Origin of the sequence: Williamsia muralis NBRC 105860 (assembly GCF_001598915.1) — a bacterium.
Taxonomy (GTDB): Bacteria; Actinomycetota; Actinomycetes; order Mycobacteriales; family Mycobacteriaceae; genus Williamsia; species Williamsia muralis.
The window spans coordinates 33,528-52,680 of the sequence record NZ_BDAP01000001.1; the positions used below are offsets into that span (position 1 = coordinate 33,528).

General features: G+C 63.9%; 17 protein-coding genes. 8 read left to right on the plus strand and 9 right to left on the minus strand.

Annotated features, from left to right (window positions below; all coding sequences use genetic code 11):
- Window positions 1-23: 23 nt before the first annotated feature.
- From WIMU1_RS00165 to WIMU1_RS26035, 5 genes are all read right to left on the minus strand, one after another.
- On the minus strand, window positions 24-785 hold the full coding sequence (locus WIMU1_RS00165; protein ID WP_062794653.1) for an SDR family oxidoreductase: 762 nt from the start codon (window positions 783-785) through the stop codon (window positions 24-26).
- Window positions 786-842: 57 nt separating this feature from the next.
- Window positions 843-1,622 (minus strand): TMEM165/GDT1 family protein, encoded by a 780-nt coding sequence (locus WIMU1_RS00170; RefSeq protein ID WP_084248025.1) that lies wholly within the window; start codon window positions 1,620-1,622, stop codon window positions 843-845.
- Between the two features lie 471 nt (window positions 1,623-2,093).
- Complete coding sequence (locus WIMU1_RS00175; RefSeq protein ID WP_174548685.1) at window positions 2,094-2,651, minus strand: peptidase; 558 nt, start codon at window positions 2,649-2,651, stop codon at window positions 2,094-2,096.
- 216 nt (window positions 2,652-2,867) lie between these two features.
- Entirely contained in the window at window positions 2,868-3,497 is a 630-nt protein-coding gene (locus WIMU1_RS00180; RefSeq protein ID WP_030167355.1) for a superoxide dismutase, read from the minus strand.
- Window positions 3,498-3,721: 224 nt separating this feature from the next.
- A complete protein-coding gene (locus WIMU1_RS26035) occupies window positions 3,722-3,886 on the minus strand; it encodes a hypothetical protein (protein WP_157366777.1) in 165 nt (54 codons plus the stop codon).
- Window positions 3,887-4,195: 309 nt separating this feature from the next.
- Between WIMU1_RS26035 and WIMU1_RS00185 the strand changes: the two genes are divergently transcribed.
- The 6 genes from WIMU1_RS00185 to WIMU1_RS00210 all read left to right on the plus strand — a co-directional run bounded on the left by WIMU1_RS00185 (window position 4,196) and on the right by WIMU1_RS00210 (window position 13,243).
- Window positions 4,196-5,356, plus strand: a complete 1,161-nt coding sequence (locus tag WIMU1_RS00185) for an iron-containing alcohol dehydrogenase (RefSeq protein WP_062795618.1) — start codon at window positions 4,196-4,198, stop codon at window positions 5,354-5,356.
- Window positions 5,357-5,517: 161 nt separating this feature from the next.
- On the plus strand, window positions 5,518-7,044 hold the full coding sequence (locus WIMU1_RS00190; RefSeq protein ID WP_062794654.1) for a DUF3375 family protein: 1,527 nt from the start codon (window positions 5,518-5,520) through the stop codon (window positions 7,042-7,044).
- Window positions 7,041-7,811: a DUF4194 domain-containing protein gene (locus WIMU1_RS00195; RefSeq protein ID WP_062794655.1), complete on the plus strand. Its 771-nt coding sequence runs from the start codon at window positions 7,041-7,043 to the stop codon at window positions 7,809-7,811. The genes WIMU1_RS00190 and WIMU1_RS00195 overlap by 4 nt, the downstream gene beginning before the upstream one ends.
- Window positions 7,808-11,266 carry an ATP-binding protein gene (locus WIMU1_RS00200; RefSeq protein ID WP_062794656.1) on the plus strand — a complete coding sequence of 1,153 codons (3,459 nt, stop codon included), beginning with the start codon at window positions 7,808-7,810 and terminating at the stop codon, window positions 11,264-11,266. The genes WIMU1_RS00195 and WIMU1_RS00200 overlap by 4 nt, the downstream gene beginning before the upstream one ends.
- Complete coding sequence (locus tag WIMU1_RS00205; RefSeq protein WP_062794657.1) at window positions 11,263-12,345, plus strand: winged helix DNA-binding domain-containing protein; 1,083 nt, start codon at window positions 11,263-11,265, stop codon at window positions 12,343-12,345. The genes WIMU1_RS00200 and WIMU1_RS00205 overlap by 4 nt, the downstream gene beginning before the upstream one ends.
- 58 nt (window positions 12,346-12,403) lie before the next feature.
- Window positions 12,404-13,243: a helix-turn-helix domain-containing protein gene (locus WIMU1_RS00210; protein WP_084247911.1), complete on the plus strand. Its 840-nt coding sequence runs from the start codon at window positions 12,404-12,406 to the stop codon at window positions 13,241-13,243.
- Between the two features lie 76 nt (window positions 13,244-13,319).
- Here the strand turns inward: WIMU1_RS00210 and WIMU1_RS00215 are convergent, their stop codons facing one another.
- Window positions 13,320-14,060 carry an SDR family oxidoreductase gene (locus tag WIMU1_RS00215; protein WP_062794658.1) on the minus strand — a complete coding sequence of 247 codons (741 nt, stop codon included), beginning with the start codon at window positions 14,058-14,060 and terminating at the stop codon, window positions 13,320-13,322.
- A 109-nt stretch (window positions 14,061-14,169) separates the two neighbouring features.
- Between WIMU1_RS00215 and WIMU1_RS00220 the strand changes: the two genes are divergently transcribed.
- Entirely contained in the window at window positions 14,170-15,099 is a 930-nt protein-coding gene (locus WIMU1_RS00220; protein ID WP_062795620.1) for an AraC family transcriptional regulator, read from the plus strand.
- A gap of 124 nt (window positions 15,100-15,223) precedes the next feature.
- Here the strand turns inward: WIMU1_RS00220 and WIMU1_RS00225 are convergent, their stop codons facing one another.
- From WIMU1_RS00225 to WIMU1_RS00235, 3 genes are all read right to left on the minus strand, one after another.
- A complete protein-coding gene (locus tag WIMU1_RS00225; protein WP_062794659.1) occupies window positions 15,224-15,505 on the minus strand; it encodes a winged helix-turn-helix transcriptional regulator in 282 nt (93 codons plus the stop codon).
- Entirely contained in the window at window positions 15,502-15,906 is a 405-nt protein-coding gene (locus tag WIMU1_RS00230; RefSeq protein WP_062795621.1) for a VOC family protein, read from the minus strand. Before WIMU1_RS00230 ends, WIMU1_RS00225 begins: the two co-directional genes overlap by 4 nt.
- A 192-nt stretch (window positions 15,907-16,098) precedes the next feature.
- Window positions 16,099-16,488, minus strand: coding sequence for a nitroreductase/quinone reductase family protein (locus tag WIMU1_RS00235; protein ID WP_062794660.1), 390 nt, complete (start codon window positions 16,486-16,488; stop codon window positions 16,099-16,101).
- A 901-nt stretch (window positions 16,489-17,389) separates the two neighbouring features.
- On the opposite strand from WIMU1_RS00235, the gene WIMU1_RS26560 reads away from it, so the two are divergent.
- Complete coding sequence (locus WIMU1_RS26560; protein ID WP_245969194.1) at window positions 17,390-17,977, plus strand: hypothetical protein; 588 nt, start codon at window positions 17,390-17,392, stop codon at window positions 17,975-17,977.
- Window positions 17,978-19,153: the final 1,176 nt, after the last annotated feature.

A 19,153-nucleotide genomic window follows, 5' to 3' on the forward strand; every position in this document is an offset into this window, starting at 1 on the left:
TCAGTTGCTGGTGACGTCAGTGGTCAGCGCGGAGCCATCCGCAGCGCGCCGTCCATGCGGATCGTCTCGCCGTTGAGGTAGTCGTGGTCGACGATGAAAGCGGCCAGTTTGGCGTAGTCGCTCGGATCGCCAAGGCGCTTGGGGAACGGGATGCCGGCTTCGAGCGTCTTCTTGAACTCCGGGGTGATCCCGTCGAGCATCGGGGTGTTGATGGTGCCCGGGGCGATCGTGTTGACCCGCACGCCCACCTGCGCGAGGTCGCGGGCAGCGGTGATGGTCATGGCATGCACGCCGCCCTTGGATGCGGTGTAGGCGATCTGACCGATCTGGCCCTCGAATGCCGCGACCGACGCGGTGTTGATGATGACGCCGCGCTGGTCGTTCTCGTCCACCGCTGCCTGGCTCTGCATCCGGTTGGCGGCCAAACGCATCACGTTGAAGGTGCCGACCAGGTTGATCTCGATGATCTTCTTGAACAGGTCGAGCTCGTGGGGCCCCTTCTTCGTCAGGATGCGGCTGGCCCAGCCGACACCGGCGCAGTTCACTGCGACGCGGAGCGGGGCGCCGGATTCGGCGATGGTGTCCAGTGCTGCCTCGACATCGGCTTCGCTGGTCACGTCAGCTGCCAGGAGCGTGACGCCGTCCACCGCGGTTGCCTTGTCGATCGAAGGCTGCAGGTCGAGCCCGAACACAACCGCCCCGGCATCGGCGAAGCGCTTGGCTGTTGCCGCGCCCAGTCCCGATGCTCCGCCGGTGACCAATACCGCTGATCCTGAGATCTCCACTGATGCCGTCCCTTCTACAAAGTGTCCGCGGGGGTTGTTCAGCCCGCTGGGATCACCCTAGTCAGTGGCTGTGGCGACAGGTCGATCGGCTACGAGGCCGGCGGGGTGCTCACCGGGCAGGCCGGCTTCCGGTTCCGGCTCGGCGAGGAGTCGTTCGCGTTCGGCGGCCCGGTTCTGCTCGCGGTGGCTGTGGACGTACCAGGTGCCTGCGCTGACGATCATGGCAACGGCGGTGATGGTGGCCATCGTGACGATGAAGTTGTTGGCGGTCACCAGGCCGTCGGTGGTGAGCCACGCGGCGAAGACGAAGAAGAGTGCAGCCGCGCCGTAGGCGATCGCCTTCTCGGGGAGCTTGCGGCCGAGGATTGCGCCGACGGCGATGGCCAGGGCGTCGGCGGCCACCATGCCGACGGTCGATCCGATCCAGACACCGACCCAGTTGTGGTCGGTGGCCAGGGTGATGGTGGCCAGCATGGTCTTGTCGCCGAGTTCGGCGAGGAAGAAGGATCCGATGACCGCGAACAATACCGATTTCTTCACCCGATCGGCCTTGTCGGATTCGTCGGTGTCGAGGCTGTCGCCGCGCAGGGTCCAGAAGCCGAACAGCAACATTGCCAGTCCACCGACGATTGTCATCAGGTCGGTGGGGATCGAGAGACCGAGTACGTGTCCGAAGAGAACAGAGACCGCATGCACGGCGGTGGTGGCCACCGTGATGCCGAGCAGGACAACCCACCAGCGGTAGCGGATGGCGTACGTCATTGCCATCAGCTGGGACTTGTCGCCGAGTTCGGCCACGAAGATCACGCCGAAGCTGACCAGGAGTGCGGATATCACCAGACCAACGTAAGCGCCGCTCACGACTGTTTGCAACTGATCGAATGCCCGCATTTATGCAGGTAGGGAGCCCCTTTTCATAAGTTTGGGTACCCGAACATTAGGGTTCCCTTACCCGGTGATTCGCGGGAGGGTTGCCGCGAGGCTGTGACGTGCGGACATGGATGGTCGGAGGCTGGTTTGGCGGCTCGGGTGGCTGGGATTTGCGCGCTTCGCAGACCGAGCGGCTGCCGGTTTGTGAGCGGGCCAGGTCTACCGCTCGCGGAACTTGAGTTTGCTCGGTCTACGGACCGAGCGTCGCCCAATTCCCGAGCGGGCTGGACCTACCGCTCGTGTGGCTGGGGTTTGCGCGCTCCGCAGACCGAGCGTCGGCGGGTTCCCGAGCGGGCCAGGTCTACCGCACGCGCAACTCGAGTTTGCTCGCCCCGTAGACCGAGCATCGGCGGGTTTCCCGACCGCTCAACCCCCTACTCAAGCAGCGAGGAGCATCGCCAGGACAGCGGTATCGGGATCGGTTCCCAGATCCAGACCTACCTGATTGCGCAGGGTCACCACAGTGCCGTCGGCTTCGGCCTCGGCCCATCCCGCACGGTGTTCGAGGCCGAGTTCGGGAAGTCCTGGCAGCAGTACGCACCCCGAGGCAACGTCTGAACACTCGGGCAGGGACGGTCGCGTCTCGGACGGGGGATGGAGCATGAACAACGCGGGCGGCGGAGTGTGGAACGGGCCGACCTCGGTGAAGTTGTTGTCGATCACGCTGCCGACCGCGAGCATCAACCCGACGGTGTCGGGGTCGCACTCCTCTGGTTTGTCCTCGATGACGCTGAACACGGTGGTGGTGCGGAGAAATCCCGGCCGACAGGCGATGCGGACCGATGCGACGAGTGTCTGGGTCCACTCCAGAGTGGTGTCGGGCCAGCGGCCCGAGATCAGGATTCCGCGTAGCTCGCCGTGGCGGTGGAACGGGGTCAGTCCGATGGGTATCGACCCGGACCGCGACATTTCATGGCCGGTGGCGTCCTCGCTCATGGTTACCTCCTGTTGCCGGAAGTTCCTCTGCTCAGGTCGCCTTTGACCAAGTGTCGAACTCTATTCGCAGCATGCCCGGTAAACGATTGGCACACAACCCGACTCGAGTGCTAATCGCGGCGGTTAACAGGAAGTTTCCCTCTGGGGGCGAAGACGCCGACGGCGGCCACCCGAGTGGGGTGACCGCCGCCTGCGAAAAGGGCTGTACGAAAGTGCTTATGCGGGCACGATCAGGCCGGAGCCCTGTGCCTGTGCCTTGGCAAAACGCTCCGCGGCGTCTGCCCAGTTGACGACGTTCCACCATGCCTTGACGTAGTCAGGCTTGACGTTCTGGTAGTCGAGGTAGAAGGCGTGCTCCCACATGTCGAGCATGACCACGGGGATCAGGCCCACCGAGGTGTTGCCGTGTTGGTCGGTGAGCTGCTGGATGACGAGCTTGCCCTCGATGGTGTCGTATCCGAGGATCGCCCAGCCGCTGCCCTGCAAAGTGGTTGCCGCAGCGGTGAAGTGCGCCTGGAACTTGTCGAATCCGCCGAACTGGTCATCGATTGCCGCTGCCAGTTCGCCTTCGGGCTTGTCGCCACCGTTGGGCGACAGGTTCTTCCAGAAGATCGAGTGGTTCGTGTGGCCGCCGAGGTGGAAGGCCAGGTTGGCCGACAGCTGGAAGACCTTGTCGGCGATGGTGCCGTCTTCGCGCGCAGCCGCCAACTTCTCCAGTGCGGTGTTCACGCCCTTCACATAGGTGGCGTGGTGCTTGCTGTGGTGCAGCTCCATGATCCTGCCGGAGATATGCGGCTCGAGAGCTGCGTAGTCGTAGTCCAGATCCGGCAAGGTGTATTCAGACACATTGTTCCTCTCACTATGTGGGGACACGCGTGCCCCCTTATTGATGTCCTCTGGGATCTATCCCTCGAGTGCAACTTCCACCCTTGCTCAGGAGATTGGGTTGTGCAATAGGACGTGAGCAATGCGCCTCAAGCCCGGTTGAGGTTTGCGGGGGTTGTGCTGGGGTGATTCACAGGTGCGGGGGTGCCGCATTCGCGGTCGACCACAGTCGGCTCAAGTGCCGGTTACGCGACAAAAATCAGGGCGAGCAAAAGAAGGAACAGGGCGAGCACGCTGATGCCGGTGGTGATGCATCGTGCTCCGACGTTGATGGGCTCGGCGCCTGGCCATGAACGGGGCCGGCGGTCGAAAACCGGTACGCCGCTGCCGCTGTCGGTCGAGGCTGCCACCCGATCTCCCCTCGTCAACTCGTGGTCCCGCGGGTCGTCAGTGATAACGATCACATACCCCGGTGGTGCACAGCTAAACACGTATGGGCGCAGTACTCAAGCTGCGGCGGATCGGGGACCGCGATCGAACGCCCACAAGGCAGCTGCAGGCTGATGTGGGTCGTTTGACCAGGTCCGACGGGCCGCTGTCGGCGATCTCCGGGTCGGGAACCACGTCGCCGCAATAGGGTGGTCGTAAAGAGAGCGGTCGTCGACGTCCGCGTTCCGCAGTGGGTGACGGAAGCACCCCTTGCCGAAAGGAATCAGCCATTGGTCAGCACAGTCGGTCTACCGCGCGAGATGCGAATCGGGGCGGGCGCACTCGATCAGCTGGTCGACGTGGTGACCGGGTTGGGATCGCGGCGGCCGATGGTGATCACGGACGGTTACCTGGCAGGCGGCGGCCGGGTTGATCAGCTGATCAGCGCACTGATCGAGGCCGGCCTCGATGCGGTGTATTTCGACGGAACTGTGCCCGACCCCACCACGGCTTCGCTTGACGCCGGGCTTCGCGCAGTGCGCGACCACGGTGCCGACCTCCTCGTCGGATTCGGTGGGGGCAGTCCGATGGACACCGCGAAAGCCCTCGCTCTGCTCGCCGTCGAAGGCGGCACGATGCGTGACTACAAGGCGCCCCTACGCAACGACAGCTCCGGCCTCCCGGTGGTCGCTGTACCGACCACGGCAGGCAGTGGTTCGGAGGCCACCCAGTTCACGATCATCACCGACAGCGACAGCGACGAGAAGATGTTGTGCATCGGCCGGGCGTTCCTGCCGGTGGCCGCGATCGTCGACTTCGAGCTCACCATGACGATGCCACCGCGTCTCACCGCCGACACGGGTATCGATGCGCTGACCCACGCGGTGGAGGCCTACGTCAGCCGGAAGAACAACCCGTTTTCCGACGGGTTCAGTCTTTCGGCGATCACGACCATCGGCCGGAACCTGCGCAGGGCCTACACCGACGGCTCCGACCGCGAGGCCCGGGAAGCGATGATGCTGGCCTCCACGCAGGCGGGGATCGCATTCTCGAACTCAAGTGTGGCCCTCGTCCACGGGATGAGCCGGCCCATCGGGGCGCACTTCCATCTCGCACACGGACTGTCGAATGCGATGCTCTTCCCCGCGGTCACCCGGTTCTCCCTGTCGGCAGCGACCTCGCGATACGCCGACTGCGCCCGCGCGTTCGGGTGCGCAGATCCCGACACCTCGGACGAGAACGCCGCAGAACGACTGGTCGATGCCATCGTCGATCTGTGCCGCGACCTCGCCGTCCCAACGCCGAGCGAGTGTGGCATCGACCGCGGCCGCTGGTTCGGACTGTCCGCACTGATGGCCGAGCAGGCACTGGAGTCGGGGTCGCCCGCCAACAACCCGCGGGTTCCGAACGCGGGAGAGATCGAAGCCATCTACGCCGAGATCTACCGCTGATCGACTCCGGGTCGGCACGACCGCGGACCGACAGTGCGGCGTCGGCCAACTATCATCGCTGCGGGCAACCAGATGGGCCTTGCCGCCCGTCATGAGCGCCGAGCTGCGGGCAGCAGGTCGGTGGGTGAGCTCGCCATGGCAGGAAAAAGTGAGGTGGTCCGATGGCACGCCCGACAGCGGCGCAGCTCTACGCCGCCTACGGGGACAACGCGGACAGCGATGTCACCCTGCGACTGTTGAGGTCCCGGAACGCGGTGCCCTATCTCGCGATCATGGCTGCGCGTCTGGCCGACGGTCAGGTGGACGGCGACCACCTCGCGGCGGGTATCGATCGAGACTTGGCGGACTTGGCCGTGCACTGGACCGAGCGAGGGTGGGAACTGCCCACGGCCGATGACCTGCTGGACCGCTGGGTGCGGGCCGGGTATCTCGCCCGAACCCTGCACGCCGACTCCCAGCGAGAGCGGTACCAGCTCACCCGCGGTGCCACGCAGGCCATCGCGCAGGTTCAGGCCGTGCGCCGTAACCGCACGGTGGCCACCGAGACCGTGCTCGAGCTGGTGATGTCGCGGCTGTCGAACATCGCCGTGTCGATCAACCCGGATCCCGGCGAGCACATCCGCGACATCGATCAGAAGATCGCCGAGCTCACCAGACGGCGGGAAGAACTCGCAGCGGGCGCCATCCCGGCGGTCGATTCGCGGCGGGTGCTCGACGACATCCGGATGGTCACGTCGCTGGCCGAACGGATGCCCGCCGACATCATCGGATACGGCGAGAAGATGCGTGAGAACTCCCGCGCCCTGCTCACCAGTGGCCTCGATGCCGAGCACGGCTCGCACGCCGACGTGCTCAACCGGATGTTCGACGGCCATGATGCGCTGGCGGACTCCGACGAGGGCAAGGCCTTTGACACCTTCTACACGCTGATCGCGGATCACCGGTTGCGCGACGACCTCGAGTCGAGCATCCGGCAGATCGCCGAGGGCATCCCGAATCTGCCGCACGACATCCTCGACACACTCACGGGTTTCATCGACCGGATGTGGGATGAGGTGCAGTCGGTGGACGAGGTGCGTGGTCAGGTCTACCGGCGCATCAACACCTTCGTGAAAGACGGCGACTTCCTGCACTATCGCGCGTTGCGCAGCCAGATCGCCGATGCGCAGCGTGCCGCCGCCGCTGCGTTTGTGCACGCGGGGCCGGGCAAAGACCTGGGCATCGCGGTACCGATGAGCGCCGCTGTGTCCAATTCGGTCGGCGCGTTGATCTTTCACGACGGGATCGTGGATTCGCCTGGGGCGGTTGCCGACACCGTGGGTGAGATCAACATCGACCCTGCCGATCTGGTGGGTGCCGAATCGATCGATTGGCATGCACTGACCGACGCGGTGAACGAGGCCGTGGCCGACGGTCCCGCCGAGATCGACGATGTGCTGGCGTTGTTGCCCACGGCCCGGACCGGTGACGTGATCGGGATCTGGTCGCTGGCGCAGCGCCATGGCGCCGCAGAACATGGGCGGGACGAGGTCACCGTGCTCGCTCACACCGCTCGCGGGATGCGCGAGATCCGTTTGCCCGCAGTCCAATTCACACATTTGCTGCCCGATCCGATAACCGCTCAGCCACACGAGGTGATGCATTTGCTCGATGAACCAGCCGAGCCTGTCCGAGGTGCGACCCGGTGAGCACGCCAGAAGATGATGTGGTGGTCCAGGAAGGCGACGATCTGTTCGTCGACTCACCCGAAGCGATCAGTGAACCATCGGTCGACCTGTCACACTTCGCATTCGACGGATCCGAGCCGGTCGGAACGATCAGTGAGGCGCGGATCGACGCCCGCTTCGACGGTGATACTTCGGCTCTGCCTGCGCCGGTCTGTTACGCGCTGCAGGAGTTGGTCGCCGCCGCACACGTATCGGCGCGGTCTCGCAACTGGAAGACCATCGAGGTGCACGAGGAGATCATTCGGTCTCGCCTGTCGGAGCTGAATCTCCAGCTTGAGATCAACCGCGAGCACAAGTATGCGTTCACCCGCCAGGTGTCTGAGAACGACCCGCGGCAGCGGAACATCTTGCGCGCGCAGACACTCACCCTGGCAGCGTCGGTCCTCGCGTTGTTCCTGCGACAGAAGTACTTGACCAGTGCCGATGAATCGGTGGTCACCGAACGGGGCGAGATCATCGACCACATGCTCACCTACAAGCCGGTGTCCGACACCGACGAGGCGGGCTTCATCAAGCGGATCGATGCGGCCATCAATCAGCTCGAATCACGAAAGATCATTCGAGCGTTGCCGGGAACGGACCGGTTTGTGGTGCACGGGGTGATCGCTTCGCTCCTCGGGCCCGAACAGGTGGCTGCCTACACAGAGGCCTACCGCAGGCTTGCTGGTGAGCACACCGAAGAGGGCACCGACCTCACCGAACTCGATGACCAGGAGCGCACGTCATGACCGAGATCCTGGAAGTGGACACAGCCGGCGGATCTCGACCGGTTGACCGCGATACGTCATCGCCACTGGCCGCCCCCGCGGGCAAGCGCACCCTCAATATCGGTCAATTCCGTTTGACCAGACTGCAACTGGTCAACTGGGGGACGTTCGACGGGTACAAGGACTACCCGATCGACGAGCGGGGCGTGATGCTCACCGGGCCGTCCGGGTCGGGCAAGTCATCGATGATGGACGGCCATTCGGTGGTGCTGCTGCCCACCTACGATCAGGTGTTCAACGCGTCGGCCGATCTGTCCGCGAAGGGTGCGAAGAAGGCGGCTCGGTCGATGGCCGACTACGTGCGCGGCGCGTGGGCGGAGAACGACGACCGGTACAACCAATCGCAGGTGCAGTACCTGCGGGCCGATGGTGCCACCTGGTCGGCGATCGCGGCGACCTACGACAACGGCGCAGGGTCTGCCACCACCGCGGTGGCGATCAAGTGGTTCCCGGGGTCGGGCACCGACGGCAGTTCACTGCGGTCGTGGTACCAGCTGCATGACGGGAATTTCGACCTGCTCGGCCTGAACACTTGGGCGCAGAACGGATTCGACATCCGCCGGTACCGGTCGGCCAACCCGACCGTGGAGTGTTTCGATGTGCAGAGCGCCTACCAGGAGGCGCTGAGGCGACGTGTGGGAATCGGCCAGTCGTCGGCAGCCCTGTCCCTGATGGGCAAGGCGAAGGCCATGAAGAACGTCGGTGACCTCAACCTGTTCATCCGGACGTACATGCTCGATCGGCCCGACACCTACGCCAAAGCCGAACGGCTGGTGGAGAACTTCACCCAACTCGACGAGGCGTATCAGGCCGCGGCCCGCGCCAACGCGCAGGAGCAGGTCCTCCGGCCGATCCCGGCGGCATGGGAAACATACTGCAGCGCTGAAGAATCCACCACACGCGCGGGCACGCTGTTGGGTCCGCCGATGAGGGCCTTCATGCGTGAGCATCGGCTGACGCTCCTGCAACAGCGTCTGGATCAGATCGACGCCGACCGGATGAGGTTGGACAACGAGGTGGCCAACTGGGAGAACCTCGCGGACGAACGCGAGGAGCGCCACAGCTCGCTGCGCGACCAATTGACCGCCGAGAAGGGCGAACTGACCACTCTGGAGTCGGAGCTCAAATCCTTCGAGGCGCAGGTGACGGCCCGTAACCGCGCCTACGAACGGTATGCGACGTTGGTGGGCGGACTGGGGGAGCAGACCCCCGAAACCCAGGACGAGTTCGCCGCCCTGCGGATGCGCGCCCCGGAGATCGCAAGGGCGGCAAGAGAAGCCGCCGACAGGTTGGCCACCACGGCACACAGCTTCTTCGCCGCCGAGACCGATGCCAGGCGCGAGTTCGAGGCGGTTGTGGAAGAGCTGGCGAGCCTGAACACTCGGCGGTCGCTGCTGCCACGCGAAGTGCTGGCACAACGCGACGGCATCGCGCAGGCCACCGGGGTCCCGCCCGCCGAACTGCCGTTCGCCGCCGAACTCATCGACGTCGACCCCGCCGCCAAGGATCGCTGGGCCGGGGCCGCCGAGAGAGTGCTGCGCGGACTGGGCATGACCATGCTGGTGCCGGCTCGGCACCGTACCACCATCGGCGAGTTCGTCAACCGGACCAACATCGGCGGAGTGCTCGAATACCGCGTCTACCAGGAGGACTCAGCGGTTGCTGCCGACCCGGTTCGCGGTTCGCTCGCCGAGAAACTGATCGTCGACCGGAAACACCCCGCCGGAGCGTGGCTGGCCACAGTTGTCGCCCACAGCGCTGAACACATCTGCGTTGATCTGCCGTCCCAGCTTGACGAGCACACACTCGCGGTCACCCCGCAGGGACTGGTGAAGTCGGGCCGCGACCGTTTCCGCAAGGACGACCGGCGTTCGGTGTCCGACCGAACACAGTGGATCCTCGGCTCCAACACCGACGGCAAGCGCACAGCTCTCGAAGAGCTCAAGGCTGAGCTCGAACTCCGGTATCAGCAGGCGCGGCAGGCGGCTCAGGACAAGCGGGACCTGTTGGAGCAGAACCGCGAACGCGCGAAGAACGCCGACGCCCTGACCGGCTACGCGTCGTGGGCCGAGTTGAACTGGTGGTCGTCGCGGCGTGACGCCGACGAACTCAACGCCCGCATCGATCGCGTTCGCGAAAACCGGGTGGATCTGGCCGAGCTCGAGGAGCAGGTGGAGATTGCCCGGGCCGACTGGCGAGAGGCCGTCGCTCGGGTGGGTGCGCTGGGCGATCAACTCGGACACATCGGCTCGGACTGGGATCGATGGTTCGCCGAGTTCGAGCAGGTCAAGAACGAGGGCACCAAACTCGACGATTCCGACCGGGAGTACCTCGCCGAGGTGCTCGCCGAGACGCTCGCCGACGGCGGCAAGACGCTGACCCTGGACAACTACGGCGAGGTGCGGTCTGATCTGCGCAATTCGCTCGAAGCCGTTGTGGGCAAGGCGAATGCCGAACGTGACGGTGCCGAGAACCGAATTGTCCGCGCCGCCGAGGCCTTCCTGCGGGAATGGCCGGAGGCAGCATCGAACTTGAGTGCCACGGTGGAGTACGCGTCCGATCTCGTCTCGATTCATCAGAGCCTGGTCGAGCACGGTCTGGCGTCGACACAGCAACGGTTCCGGCAGCTCATCACCACCGACATCAGTCACTCGGTCTCCAACTTGTACAAGGAGATCGGCGACACCAACAAGCGCATCACACAGGGCATTGCCGAGGTCAACATCGGCCTGCGCAGGGTCGACTTCAACGAGGGCACCTACCTGCAGATCGCGCAGTTGCACAATCCCACTGACGAGTCGCGGGAGTTCGGCAAGATCGTCGACGCGATGATCCGCGACGCGCCTGCGGCCAAGTCGGGTGACGGCGCGGTCTTGGCGCGGCAGTTCTACCGCATCCGTGGGCTCGTGGCCCGGCTCACCGGCACCGACGCGGAGAACCGCCGCTGGTGCGACAACGTGCTCGACGTCCGCAACAGCTACACCTTCTACGGCAAAGAGCTGAGTTTTGATGCCGCACCGGACGATCCGCCCGTGCACACCTACCGCAACACCGCATCCAACTCCGGCGGCGAGCAGGAGAAGCTGGTGGCGTTCTGTCTGGCTGCGGCCCTGAGCTTTTCGCTGAGCCACGGCGAGGACCATCGTCCGGGTTTTGCGCCACTCATGCTCGACGAGGCGTTCAGTAAGTCCGACGAGACCTTCAGTTCGCAGTCACTCCGCGCATTTGAACAGTTCGGGTTCCAGCTGATCATCGCCGCTCCGATTCGTATGGTGGGCATCGTGGAACCGTTCATCGGCCAGGTCATCCTGGTGGACAAGCAGATCGGCGACACGGGTGCCCGATCGGATGCACGCGCGGCCACGTTCGGAGAGTTGGCGAAGGCGCGGGCGTCGTCGGGCCGACGCGAATCATGAGCACGACGTTGTCGATGCGGCAATGGAACCGCACGCTCCTGCAGCGCCAGCATCTACTCGAAAGAGTGGACGAAGACGTTCTCGAGGTGCTCGACCGTTGCGTCGGTCTGCAGTCGCAGGACCCGAGGTGCGCGTTCTACGGCCTCTGGTCACGAATCGCCGACTTCGACCCCGTTGATCTCGATCAGCTGATGGCTGAACGCGAGGTGGTGCGAATTGCTCTGCTGCGCAGCACCGTGTTCCTCATCGACAGTGAGGATGCGCGATGGATCCGGCCGCTCTCCCAGCCTCTGATGGACAAGGTGTTGCGGTCGAACCACTACAAGCTGATCGGCGATGCCGATCCCGCTCAGGTGGTGGACTACGGACGAGAATTGTTGCGCGGCAATCAAATGACCGTCAAGGACCTCAAAACGGCGTTGTCGGAGCGCTGGCCGACAGCAGACGCGTCGTCCCTGGTGACGGTGGTGCGCTGCCTGGAGTCGCTGGTTCAAGTGCCTCCCCGGGGCACGTGGCGAGGTTCTGCGACCACGACCTATCAACTGTTCGACGACTGGTGCGGGGCAGGCGAACCCGCCGTGACCGGGGACGAGGCCATCGCCGATCTGGTCCGGCTCTACCTGCGTGGGTTCGGCCCGGCATCGATCAACGGCATCCAGACATGGTCGGGGATAACCGGTCTGCGCCCGATCGTCGAGGCGATGGAAGCGGACTGGGAGCTCGCGAAGCTGCAGGGGCCCGACGGCGAGGAACTCTTCGACATCGAAGGCCTGGCGCCGGCCGACGAGGGGGTCGATGCCCCCGCCCGTCTGGTTGCGCCCTTCGACAACATCGTGCTGGCCCAGGGCGCCGATCGGCGACGGGTGATCGACGACGAGGTGTTCAAGAAGACAGCTACGCCCAACGGCCGTTCCCCCGGGTTTGTTCTCGTCGACGGTCGGGTGGCGGGTATCTGGAATCCCCGCAATGACGGCAAGCGAATCACGGTGGAGGTCGAGTACCTGCTGAAGGTGTCCGCAGCGGATCGCCGCGCAGTCGATCGCGAGCGCGATCAGCTGATCGAGTTCTGCAACTCATGAACACCTCACGCCGCACCTGCGGTCACCTTCGCTCAGATCTGCACCTGGCCCGGCTGCCATGACCATCCAGGATCTGCCGCCCGGTACGGCGAAGGCACGTCGGCGCCCCGACGCCCCGGTTGCGGAAGCGGTCGACAAACGAATGCTCCCGGTTTACGAGGCTGGTGCCATCGACGTCCCGTTTGTGATCGCCGGCAACTACGAGGTGATGGCGCGTAACACCTTCTGGGAGGAGCACTCCCATCCCACGCATGAGCTGCTCTGGACGGAGCGGGGAGCGTCGACGGCCACCATCGGATCACGGATCTGGGCGATTACGCCGTCTGTGGGTCTGTGGGTGCCGGCGGGCGTACGACATTCGGGATGGACACCGGAGGGCATCACCTTGCGGGCCGCGCAGTTCAGTTTCCGTGCGGCTCCGTCGATCTCGGCCGAGCCGGTGGCGGTGGAGATGTCCACGTTGCTGTTGTTGCTGCTCGATCGGCTGACGGTCGACGGGCTGGACCTCGCCTCGCGGACGGCGACAGAGGCGATGGTGCTCGACGTGCTGGCCCCCGCGAGGCACGAGGTGTCGCTGCGAGTGCCGACGGCGGCGCTGCTGTCGCCGATCGTCGCGGCGATTCGGGCCGACCCCAGCGATTCGACCACGTTGGCGCAGTGGGCGGTTCGACTCGGTGTCAGCACCCGCACCATCACCAGGGTCTTCCACGCCGAAACCGGTGTCGGGTTCAGTCGATGGATCGCGACGGCGCGAGCCCAGCACGCCATCGAGTTACTGGCCCGGGGCGAGGCGATTGACGAGGTCGCCTATTGCGTCGGCTACCGGTCGGCGAGCGCATTCGGCACGGCCTTTCGGCGGGTCACCGGGATGAGCCCAGGGCGATTCCGGGCCCACTGACAGCGGTACGCGTCAACTGACTGTGGGAGGCCGAACGAGAGGTTGTTCCCGTTCGGCCGGGCCCACTCCGGTTCTGTCAGTGTGCTTGTGCCAGAGCAACGGCGTCGGGGCCGGCGGGGAAGCGCAGGGTGCCTGTGGTGTCGTGGACAGCGCGCCAGACTGTCTCGGCGACGTCGAGAGGCGTGGTGACATTGCCCTGCACGCTGAAGGCCTCCAAGATCGGGCCGGCGAAGTCGGCGTACGTGTCGGGGAGGAAGCCGCTGATGTCTCCGCCGTTGGCTGTGAACTGGGTTGTAGGGCAGTAGCCGGGCTGGACGAGTTTGGCTCGGACGTCGAACGCGGCAAGTTCGAGTGCCAGCGACGCCGTGAAGCCTTCGACGGCCATTTTGCTCGCCTTGTACATCGCTGTGAGCGGCATCGCGCCCAGGACGACGCTGGAGCTCACGTTGACCACAACGCCCGAGCGCCGTTGGCGGAACTGGGGGATGACTGCTTTGGTCGTGGCCATGACGGCGAAGGTGTTCGTCTCGAACAATTCGCGCGCTTTGTCCACCGGAGTGGCCTCGACCACGCCGATAGATCCGATTCCGGCGTTGTTGACCAGGACGTCGATGGGGCCCGCCTCGGCGAACGCGGCGGCGATGCTGTCGGCGTCTGTCACGTCGAGCGGCAGGATGTTGATGCGGTCGGATGCTGGAAGGATGTCCTCGCGGGGTGTGCGCATCGTGGCGATGACGTTCCACCCTTGCGAGTGGAAGTAGCGGGCGGTCTCGAGGCCGTATCCGGAGGAGGCTCCGGTGATCAGGATTGTTTTCATGTCTTCGACACTAGTGCTGCTAAACAGGACCATCTATAGTTTATGGCCCGAAGTAGTTTATTGATAGTCCGGTTTCTCGCGAGAATGCCGCAGCCCCATGGGAGTCCCGATGACCGATCCTCTATCCGAAGTCGTGCAGATGCTGCGGCCTCAGGGGGTGTTCTCCAAGCGCATCTCCGGGGCCGGCGCGTGGGGCGTCCGCTACACAGCATTCGGTCAGCCCGGGTTCTGCATTGTGCTGGGGGGCAGCTGCCGACTGGCGGTGGCCAACGAGCCCGAGATCGTCCTGGAGCAAGGCGATTTTGTTCTGCTGCCGACCACTCCAGCGTTCGACTTCACGGGATTTCACGACGTGGAGCCCGTCCTGATGGACCCGCGCGAGATGACCGGCGACGACTTGGATGTGGACTACTCAGACGGGCAGGAACCCGAGGTACGGATTCTGGGAGGCAGCTTCGTGTTCGACTCGCCGGACGCGACGCTCTTGAGTTCGTTGCTCCCGGCGGTCGTGCACGTGCGTGGAGTCGAACGGTTTGAGCCGCTGGTCTCGCTCGTGGCCGACGAAGCCCTGCACGAGCGACCGGGGCGTGAGCTGGTGCTGGCCCGGCTCGTCGAGGTACTACTCGTCGAAGCACTGCGGACGACGGTCACCTCACAGACGCCCCCTGGACTGCTCCGCGGCCTGGCTGACCGCAAACTCGCCCCCGCCGTCCATCAGATGCATGAGCATGTCGACAAGCCTTGGACGGTCGCTCAATTGAGCAAGGTCGCGACCTTGTCGCGATCTGCGTTCTTCGACAGGTTCACTCGACATGTGGGGATGCCTCCCATGGAGTACCTGATGGCATGGCGGATGGCGGTGGCACGCGATCTCCTCCGCAATGACGACCTGGGAATAGACGAGGTGGGGCGTCGGGTCGGCTACGGCTCAGCCAGCGCATTCAGCACCGCATTCAGCAGGTACACGGGCGAATCTCCCAGTAGCTATGCCCGCAGATCCTTTCGCAGCAAGCCGGTAGCGAGATTGAACGCGGGCTGAGCTTGTCGCCTACTCGGGAATGGCGGCGTGTCGGGATAGTCCATGCGGTGACGCCCGGATCCGTTGTGGCAGGCGCGACTTGACTGGTGACTTGTCAGAGTGAATCGCGTTGCCGCGACACCCTTTACGAGTCCTTCTTGCCCCAGCGTCCTAGCGCATCGATCGCTTCGCGCAAGGCCAGCCCGCGATCGGTCAACGCGTAAGCCCGGGTGTTGTGCCGGAGGGGAAGACGGGTCAGTACGCCGGCCGCTTCGAGCTCACGTAGGCGGGTTGCGAGCATGTTCGTCGGGACGCCGAGGTCGCGCTGCAGATCGCCGTACCGCTGTGGCCCGTCAAGCAGCCGCTCCACGATGAGCAGGGCCCACCGTGCTCCGATGATGTCGAGGGCAGCGGCGAGGTCGCTCACGTGGCCGGATCGGCGTCCGGCTTCATCCAGAACGGCGAGTAGTGGTAGCCGTCGAGATCGTCGAACTGGCGCTGGTACATGAAGGGATAGTCGTCGGTGTCACCGATTCGCCCGCCGGCCGCGGCGGCGCGCTCGACGAGGTCATCGACCGCCTGGCGGCTGTCGAGGTCGAACGAAACCGTGACCTTCGAGGGGGTTTGGGGTCCGCCGACAAGCTCCTCGACACCGCCGACGCTCGCGTACATCTCGCGGCTGCCGAGCATTACGTACTGCTCGGGAGCAATCGCGAAGCACGACACGTTGTGGTCGGACATTTCGGCGTTCAGGGTCCATCCGAGGGCCGTGTAGAAGGCGGTCGTGCGTTCGACGTTCTCGACGGGGCAGGTGATGAAGAGGCTCATGAGAACCATACTTGCAAAATGCAAGTGAGCCGTCAAGGGTTCCAACCTCGCGCTCTCGCCGAGCTGTGTTGGTGGAGCGCTTATGTTTTGGCTGAATCCCGGAGGGAGGGCGAACCCCAGCGGCCGTCATGACGCGGGAGTCTGCGCGGGAGTAGCGAATAGTCCGCGGCAGGCGGCATACGGCAGGTTGCGTCAATTGGTCAGGTCGACGCAGATCGTGAGCAGGCTGGTCCCGAACGTCCGAACCGCGAAGCTGTTGGCTCGCGGCAGCTGGCGCAATCGGGTGCGGGGATTGTCGTCGGGCATGAGGCGAGCTGTGCCGTTGTGCCATCGACCTCGGAGTCGCACCCTGACGGCGGGGTTCGCCTTGATGTTCTTGACGTACTGCGAGTTTTCGCCGAACTCGGAGACGAACCAGAACTGGTCGCCGACGCGGCTGCCGTCCAAGGGTGTGTGGCGGGGTTGACCCGACTTGCGTCCGGTCGTCTCCAGGAGCGTGTGGCTCGGCAATCGTGTAGCCAGCGGGTTCACCAGGCGTCGTTGAACAACCTTGGTGACGCGGTCACGTACGTCGGTAGTCATCGCTGTCCTCTTGTGTCGAAGATGGGCATGTCTCACAATACGTGTCTCGCTGCGAGACAACTTATTTCGCGTAGGCAACGATGGCGCAAGCTCGGCCGACACTGGGCCGGGAAGTATCTGGTGTCACGTCGAAACCGGCCGGCCGGGCCGTTGCGCTATGTCGCATACTGGCGGTTGATGATTCTTCCCGCGATCTTCAACTACAGGCGTGAACAGCCGCCGCCTCAGCTCGGCGAGCGCGATGAATGGCATCTCTCCTGGAACTCAACTTCTGCTGACCTGTGGGCCGGTCTGCGCTCAGACTGGCGCCTCGACGCCGCGTTGCAGGCTCGACATGACCAAACAACCACCCCAATATCCGGCCAAAAGCAACCGATACTGCCGGCGATTGCAACCGCTGGTGAGGTGCAGATCGACTGTCGCGTCTATGGTTCGGTGCCCGAGAACATCACCCTGTCTGGTGCTGTGCACATCACTGGCCGGGCCGGCCACGAAGACCCAGACCGCCGAGGCCTGCCACCTCGCTCGATGACCGCAGCGACCGTGACACGAATGCAACTGGCCTCAATAGTCTTCGATCACCGACCCGCGATAAACATCGACAACCCCGACCCCAGTCGGCAATACACGAATCTTGAGCCCATCGCGGGCACCGAATGGTTCTACGAACTCGCGCAGCCCCCAGTCCAACTACACACCTACCGACCGCACGAGCGCGAGCCCGGCGAATTGCGCCAAGAACTACTACTAGTCGACCTCGACACAACGAGCTAGTCGTACTAGGAGGCCTTGCGAAACATTCTGTGGGAATATTGGTCTCGACGAAATTCGGATCATGTCGGGTGGAGTCGACAACGTGCTGGCGAGGGTGGGTGGCCAGCCAATGTGGTGTCATGGATCTGTGGTGCTGAACTCGTGCGCGATCCCAGACCCAGCCGCCTGGATCGTCAACTCCGTCCTCGAGTGGTACGACCTCGCCGTGTTCGGGCCGGCAGGTTTTGATGCGTATGCTCGCTTGCGCTTTATGCCTGATCCGATCGGCGACGACGATGACACCGACGACCAACCTGATGGGCCCTCAAACGACCAGGCCAAAGTCGAAAGACTCTGCAAACTCTTGCATTCTGCGACCAGCGCCCCAGATGACTGTTACTTCGCGATCTGGGACGGGTGGCCAAATACCTCCGACCTCATGCGGCAGAGCGCGCGGATGCACATTCCCAACCGGACCTACTACCTACTCCACGGTCCTCTGTCCGACTTCGGGCAGTGGGGTGTCCGCGAAACCGGATACAACCCAGCAGCATTCGTGTGGCCGGCCGATCACGCCTGGTGCATTGCGTCGGACGTCGATCAGCATTGGGCTGGCATCGGAGCAAGCGCCGATACGATCAATCGATTACTTGCACAACAGGACTTAGACATTGTCGCCGTCGACCCCGACGCTGGCTTTCCAGTTCATCGAGTTGTAAGCAGATGGCAATCATAAGCGCATCGGCACCCGTCGTCGTCGAGCCTGACGTCGAGGCTGCATCGGCTCAAGCAACTGGCTCGAAATCCTCTGGGGGCCTGCCCAATCAGCATGTGGTAGGTGCAGCAGCTATTGCTGATATGCGTCGCGCCGAAACTGGTAGGCGACCCCGGTAACTCTCAAAGCTAGCCCGATCACGCCGATCGCCCTGCGCTGCAATCTGTTGCGGGCTTATTCAACCCTCGAGATGCAGAACACCACTAGTGAAGCGCAGAGCGACCCCAGAACATCAGGTACATGTGGAGGTTGGCGAGGATGCGATATATCAGCGGTGACGTAATGCATTGCACTGCACTTGCTTACATCGATGGAATCCGTATTGATGTCAAGTGAACTTGACCACCTGCTGGTGGGGCGCGTGCTGCTCGTCCGGCGTAGTGCAATACTGCCTGCATGCTGACCCGCTCTGCGATCACCGTGGCGTGCGGGTTCGTCGCGTCTGCCCTTCTTTCCTCTTGCGCGTCGGGCCAGCAGGAACAATGGGTCACGTGTGGGAGATCCATTGATCAGTGGTGACGCACTTGGGCTTCCGTGGACGAGACGAGAGTGCCCTGATGAAACAACAACTTCCAGCCACCATCTGACTGACGCCAGAGGGAGCTGCGCATTGCATGCCGCCCGGCTCGATCGGTTTCGTATGTCAAGTGGACAAGGCCGGGTTCGATTTCCCGTCCGACGAAACCAAAGCACTCAATGTGCTGGCCGTCGGGCTCGGCGACGAGTGTCGAGATGATCTCGGCCCGCGTCCATAGCCTGCCAGAGGCGCCAATTTCTTGGAAGTCACTATCCGAGCAGCTCGTCGATCCGATGTGCCGAGCACCGCGTCTCCGGTTCCAACAACTGTCGCTCGAGAATGATGACATCGTCGATGACCATGTGGTCATTATGTTCGACGGTGCACGCGCATGTCGAGATCCGGAAAGCGACGTATCCGTGGATCGCAACGAAGGCGGAATCGCTTGTGCTCCCCGGTTCACCGGGAAGATAGACTATGTCAAGTAAACATGACGAGGTGCTAGTGCCTAGGGTTAGCTGGCTGCGGCTCGTTCAACGTGGGTCGGTCTTTCAGCTCCGCTGTCATCCAGGCGGTCAGCCAACTCGCCGTTGTTCAACGACTGGCAATTCGATCAGGGT

Bases quoted from the DNA above. Each gene is read 5' to 3' on its own strand.
- WIMU1_RS00230 (WP_062795621.1), bottom strand. From the start codon at position 15,906: ATGAGCCTCTTCATCACCTGCCCCGTCGAGAACGTCGAACGCACGACC.
- WIMU1_RS00200 (WP_062794656.1), top strand. From the start codon at position 7,808: ATGACCGAGATCCTGGAAGTGGACACAGCCGGCGGATCTCGACCGGTT.
- WIMU1_RS00220 (WP_062795620.1), top strand. From the start codon at position 14,170: ATGACCGATCCTCTATCCGAAGTCGTGCAGATGCTGCGGCCTCAGGGG.
- WIMU1_RS00210 (WP_084247911.1), top strand. From the start codon at position 12,404: ATGACCATCCAGGATCTGCCGCCCGGTACGGCGAAGGCACGTCGGCGC.
- WIMU1_RS00175 (WP_174548685.1), bottom strand. From the start codon at position 2,651: ATGAGCGAGGACGCCACCGGCCATGAAATGTCGCGGTCCGGGTCGATA.
- WIMU1_RS00215 (WP_062794658.1), bottom strand. From the start codon at position 14,060: ATGAAAACAATCCTGATCACCGGAGCCTCCTCCGGATACGGCCTCGAG.
- WIMU1_RS00190 (WP_062794654.1), top strand. From the start codon at position 5,518: ATGGCACGCCCGACAGCGGCGCAGCTCTACGCCGCCTACGGGGACAAC.
- WIMU1_RS00235 (WP_062794660.1), bottom strand. From the start codon at position 16,488: ATGACTACCGACGTACGTGACCGCGTCACCAAGGTTGTTCAACGACGC.
- WIMU1_RS00205 (WP_062794657.1), top strand. From the start codon at position 11,263: ATGAGCACGACGTTGTCGATGCGGCAATGGAACCGCACGCTCCTGCAG.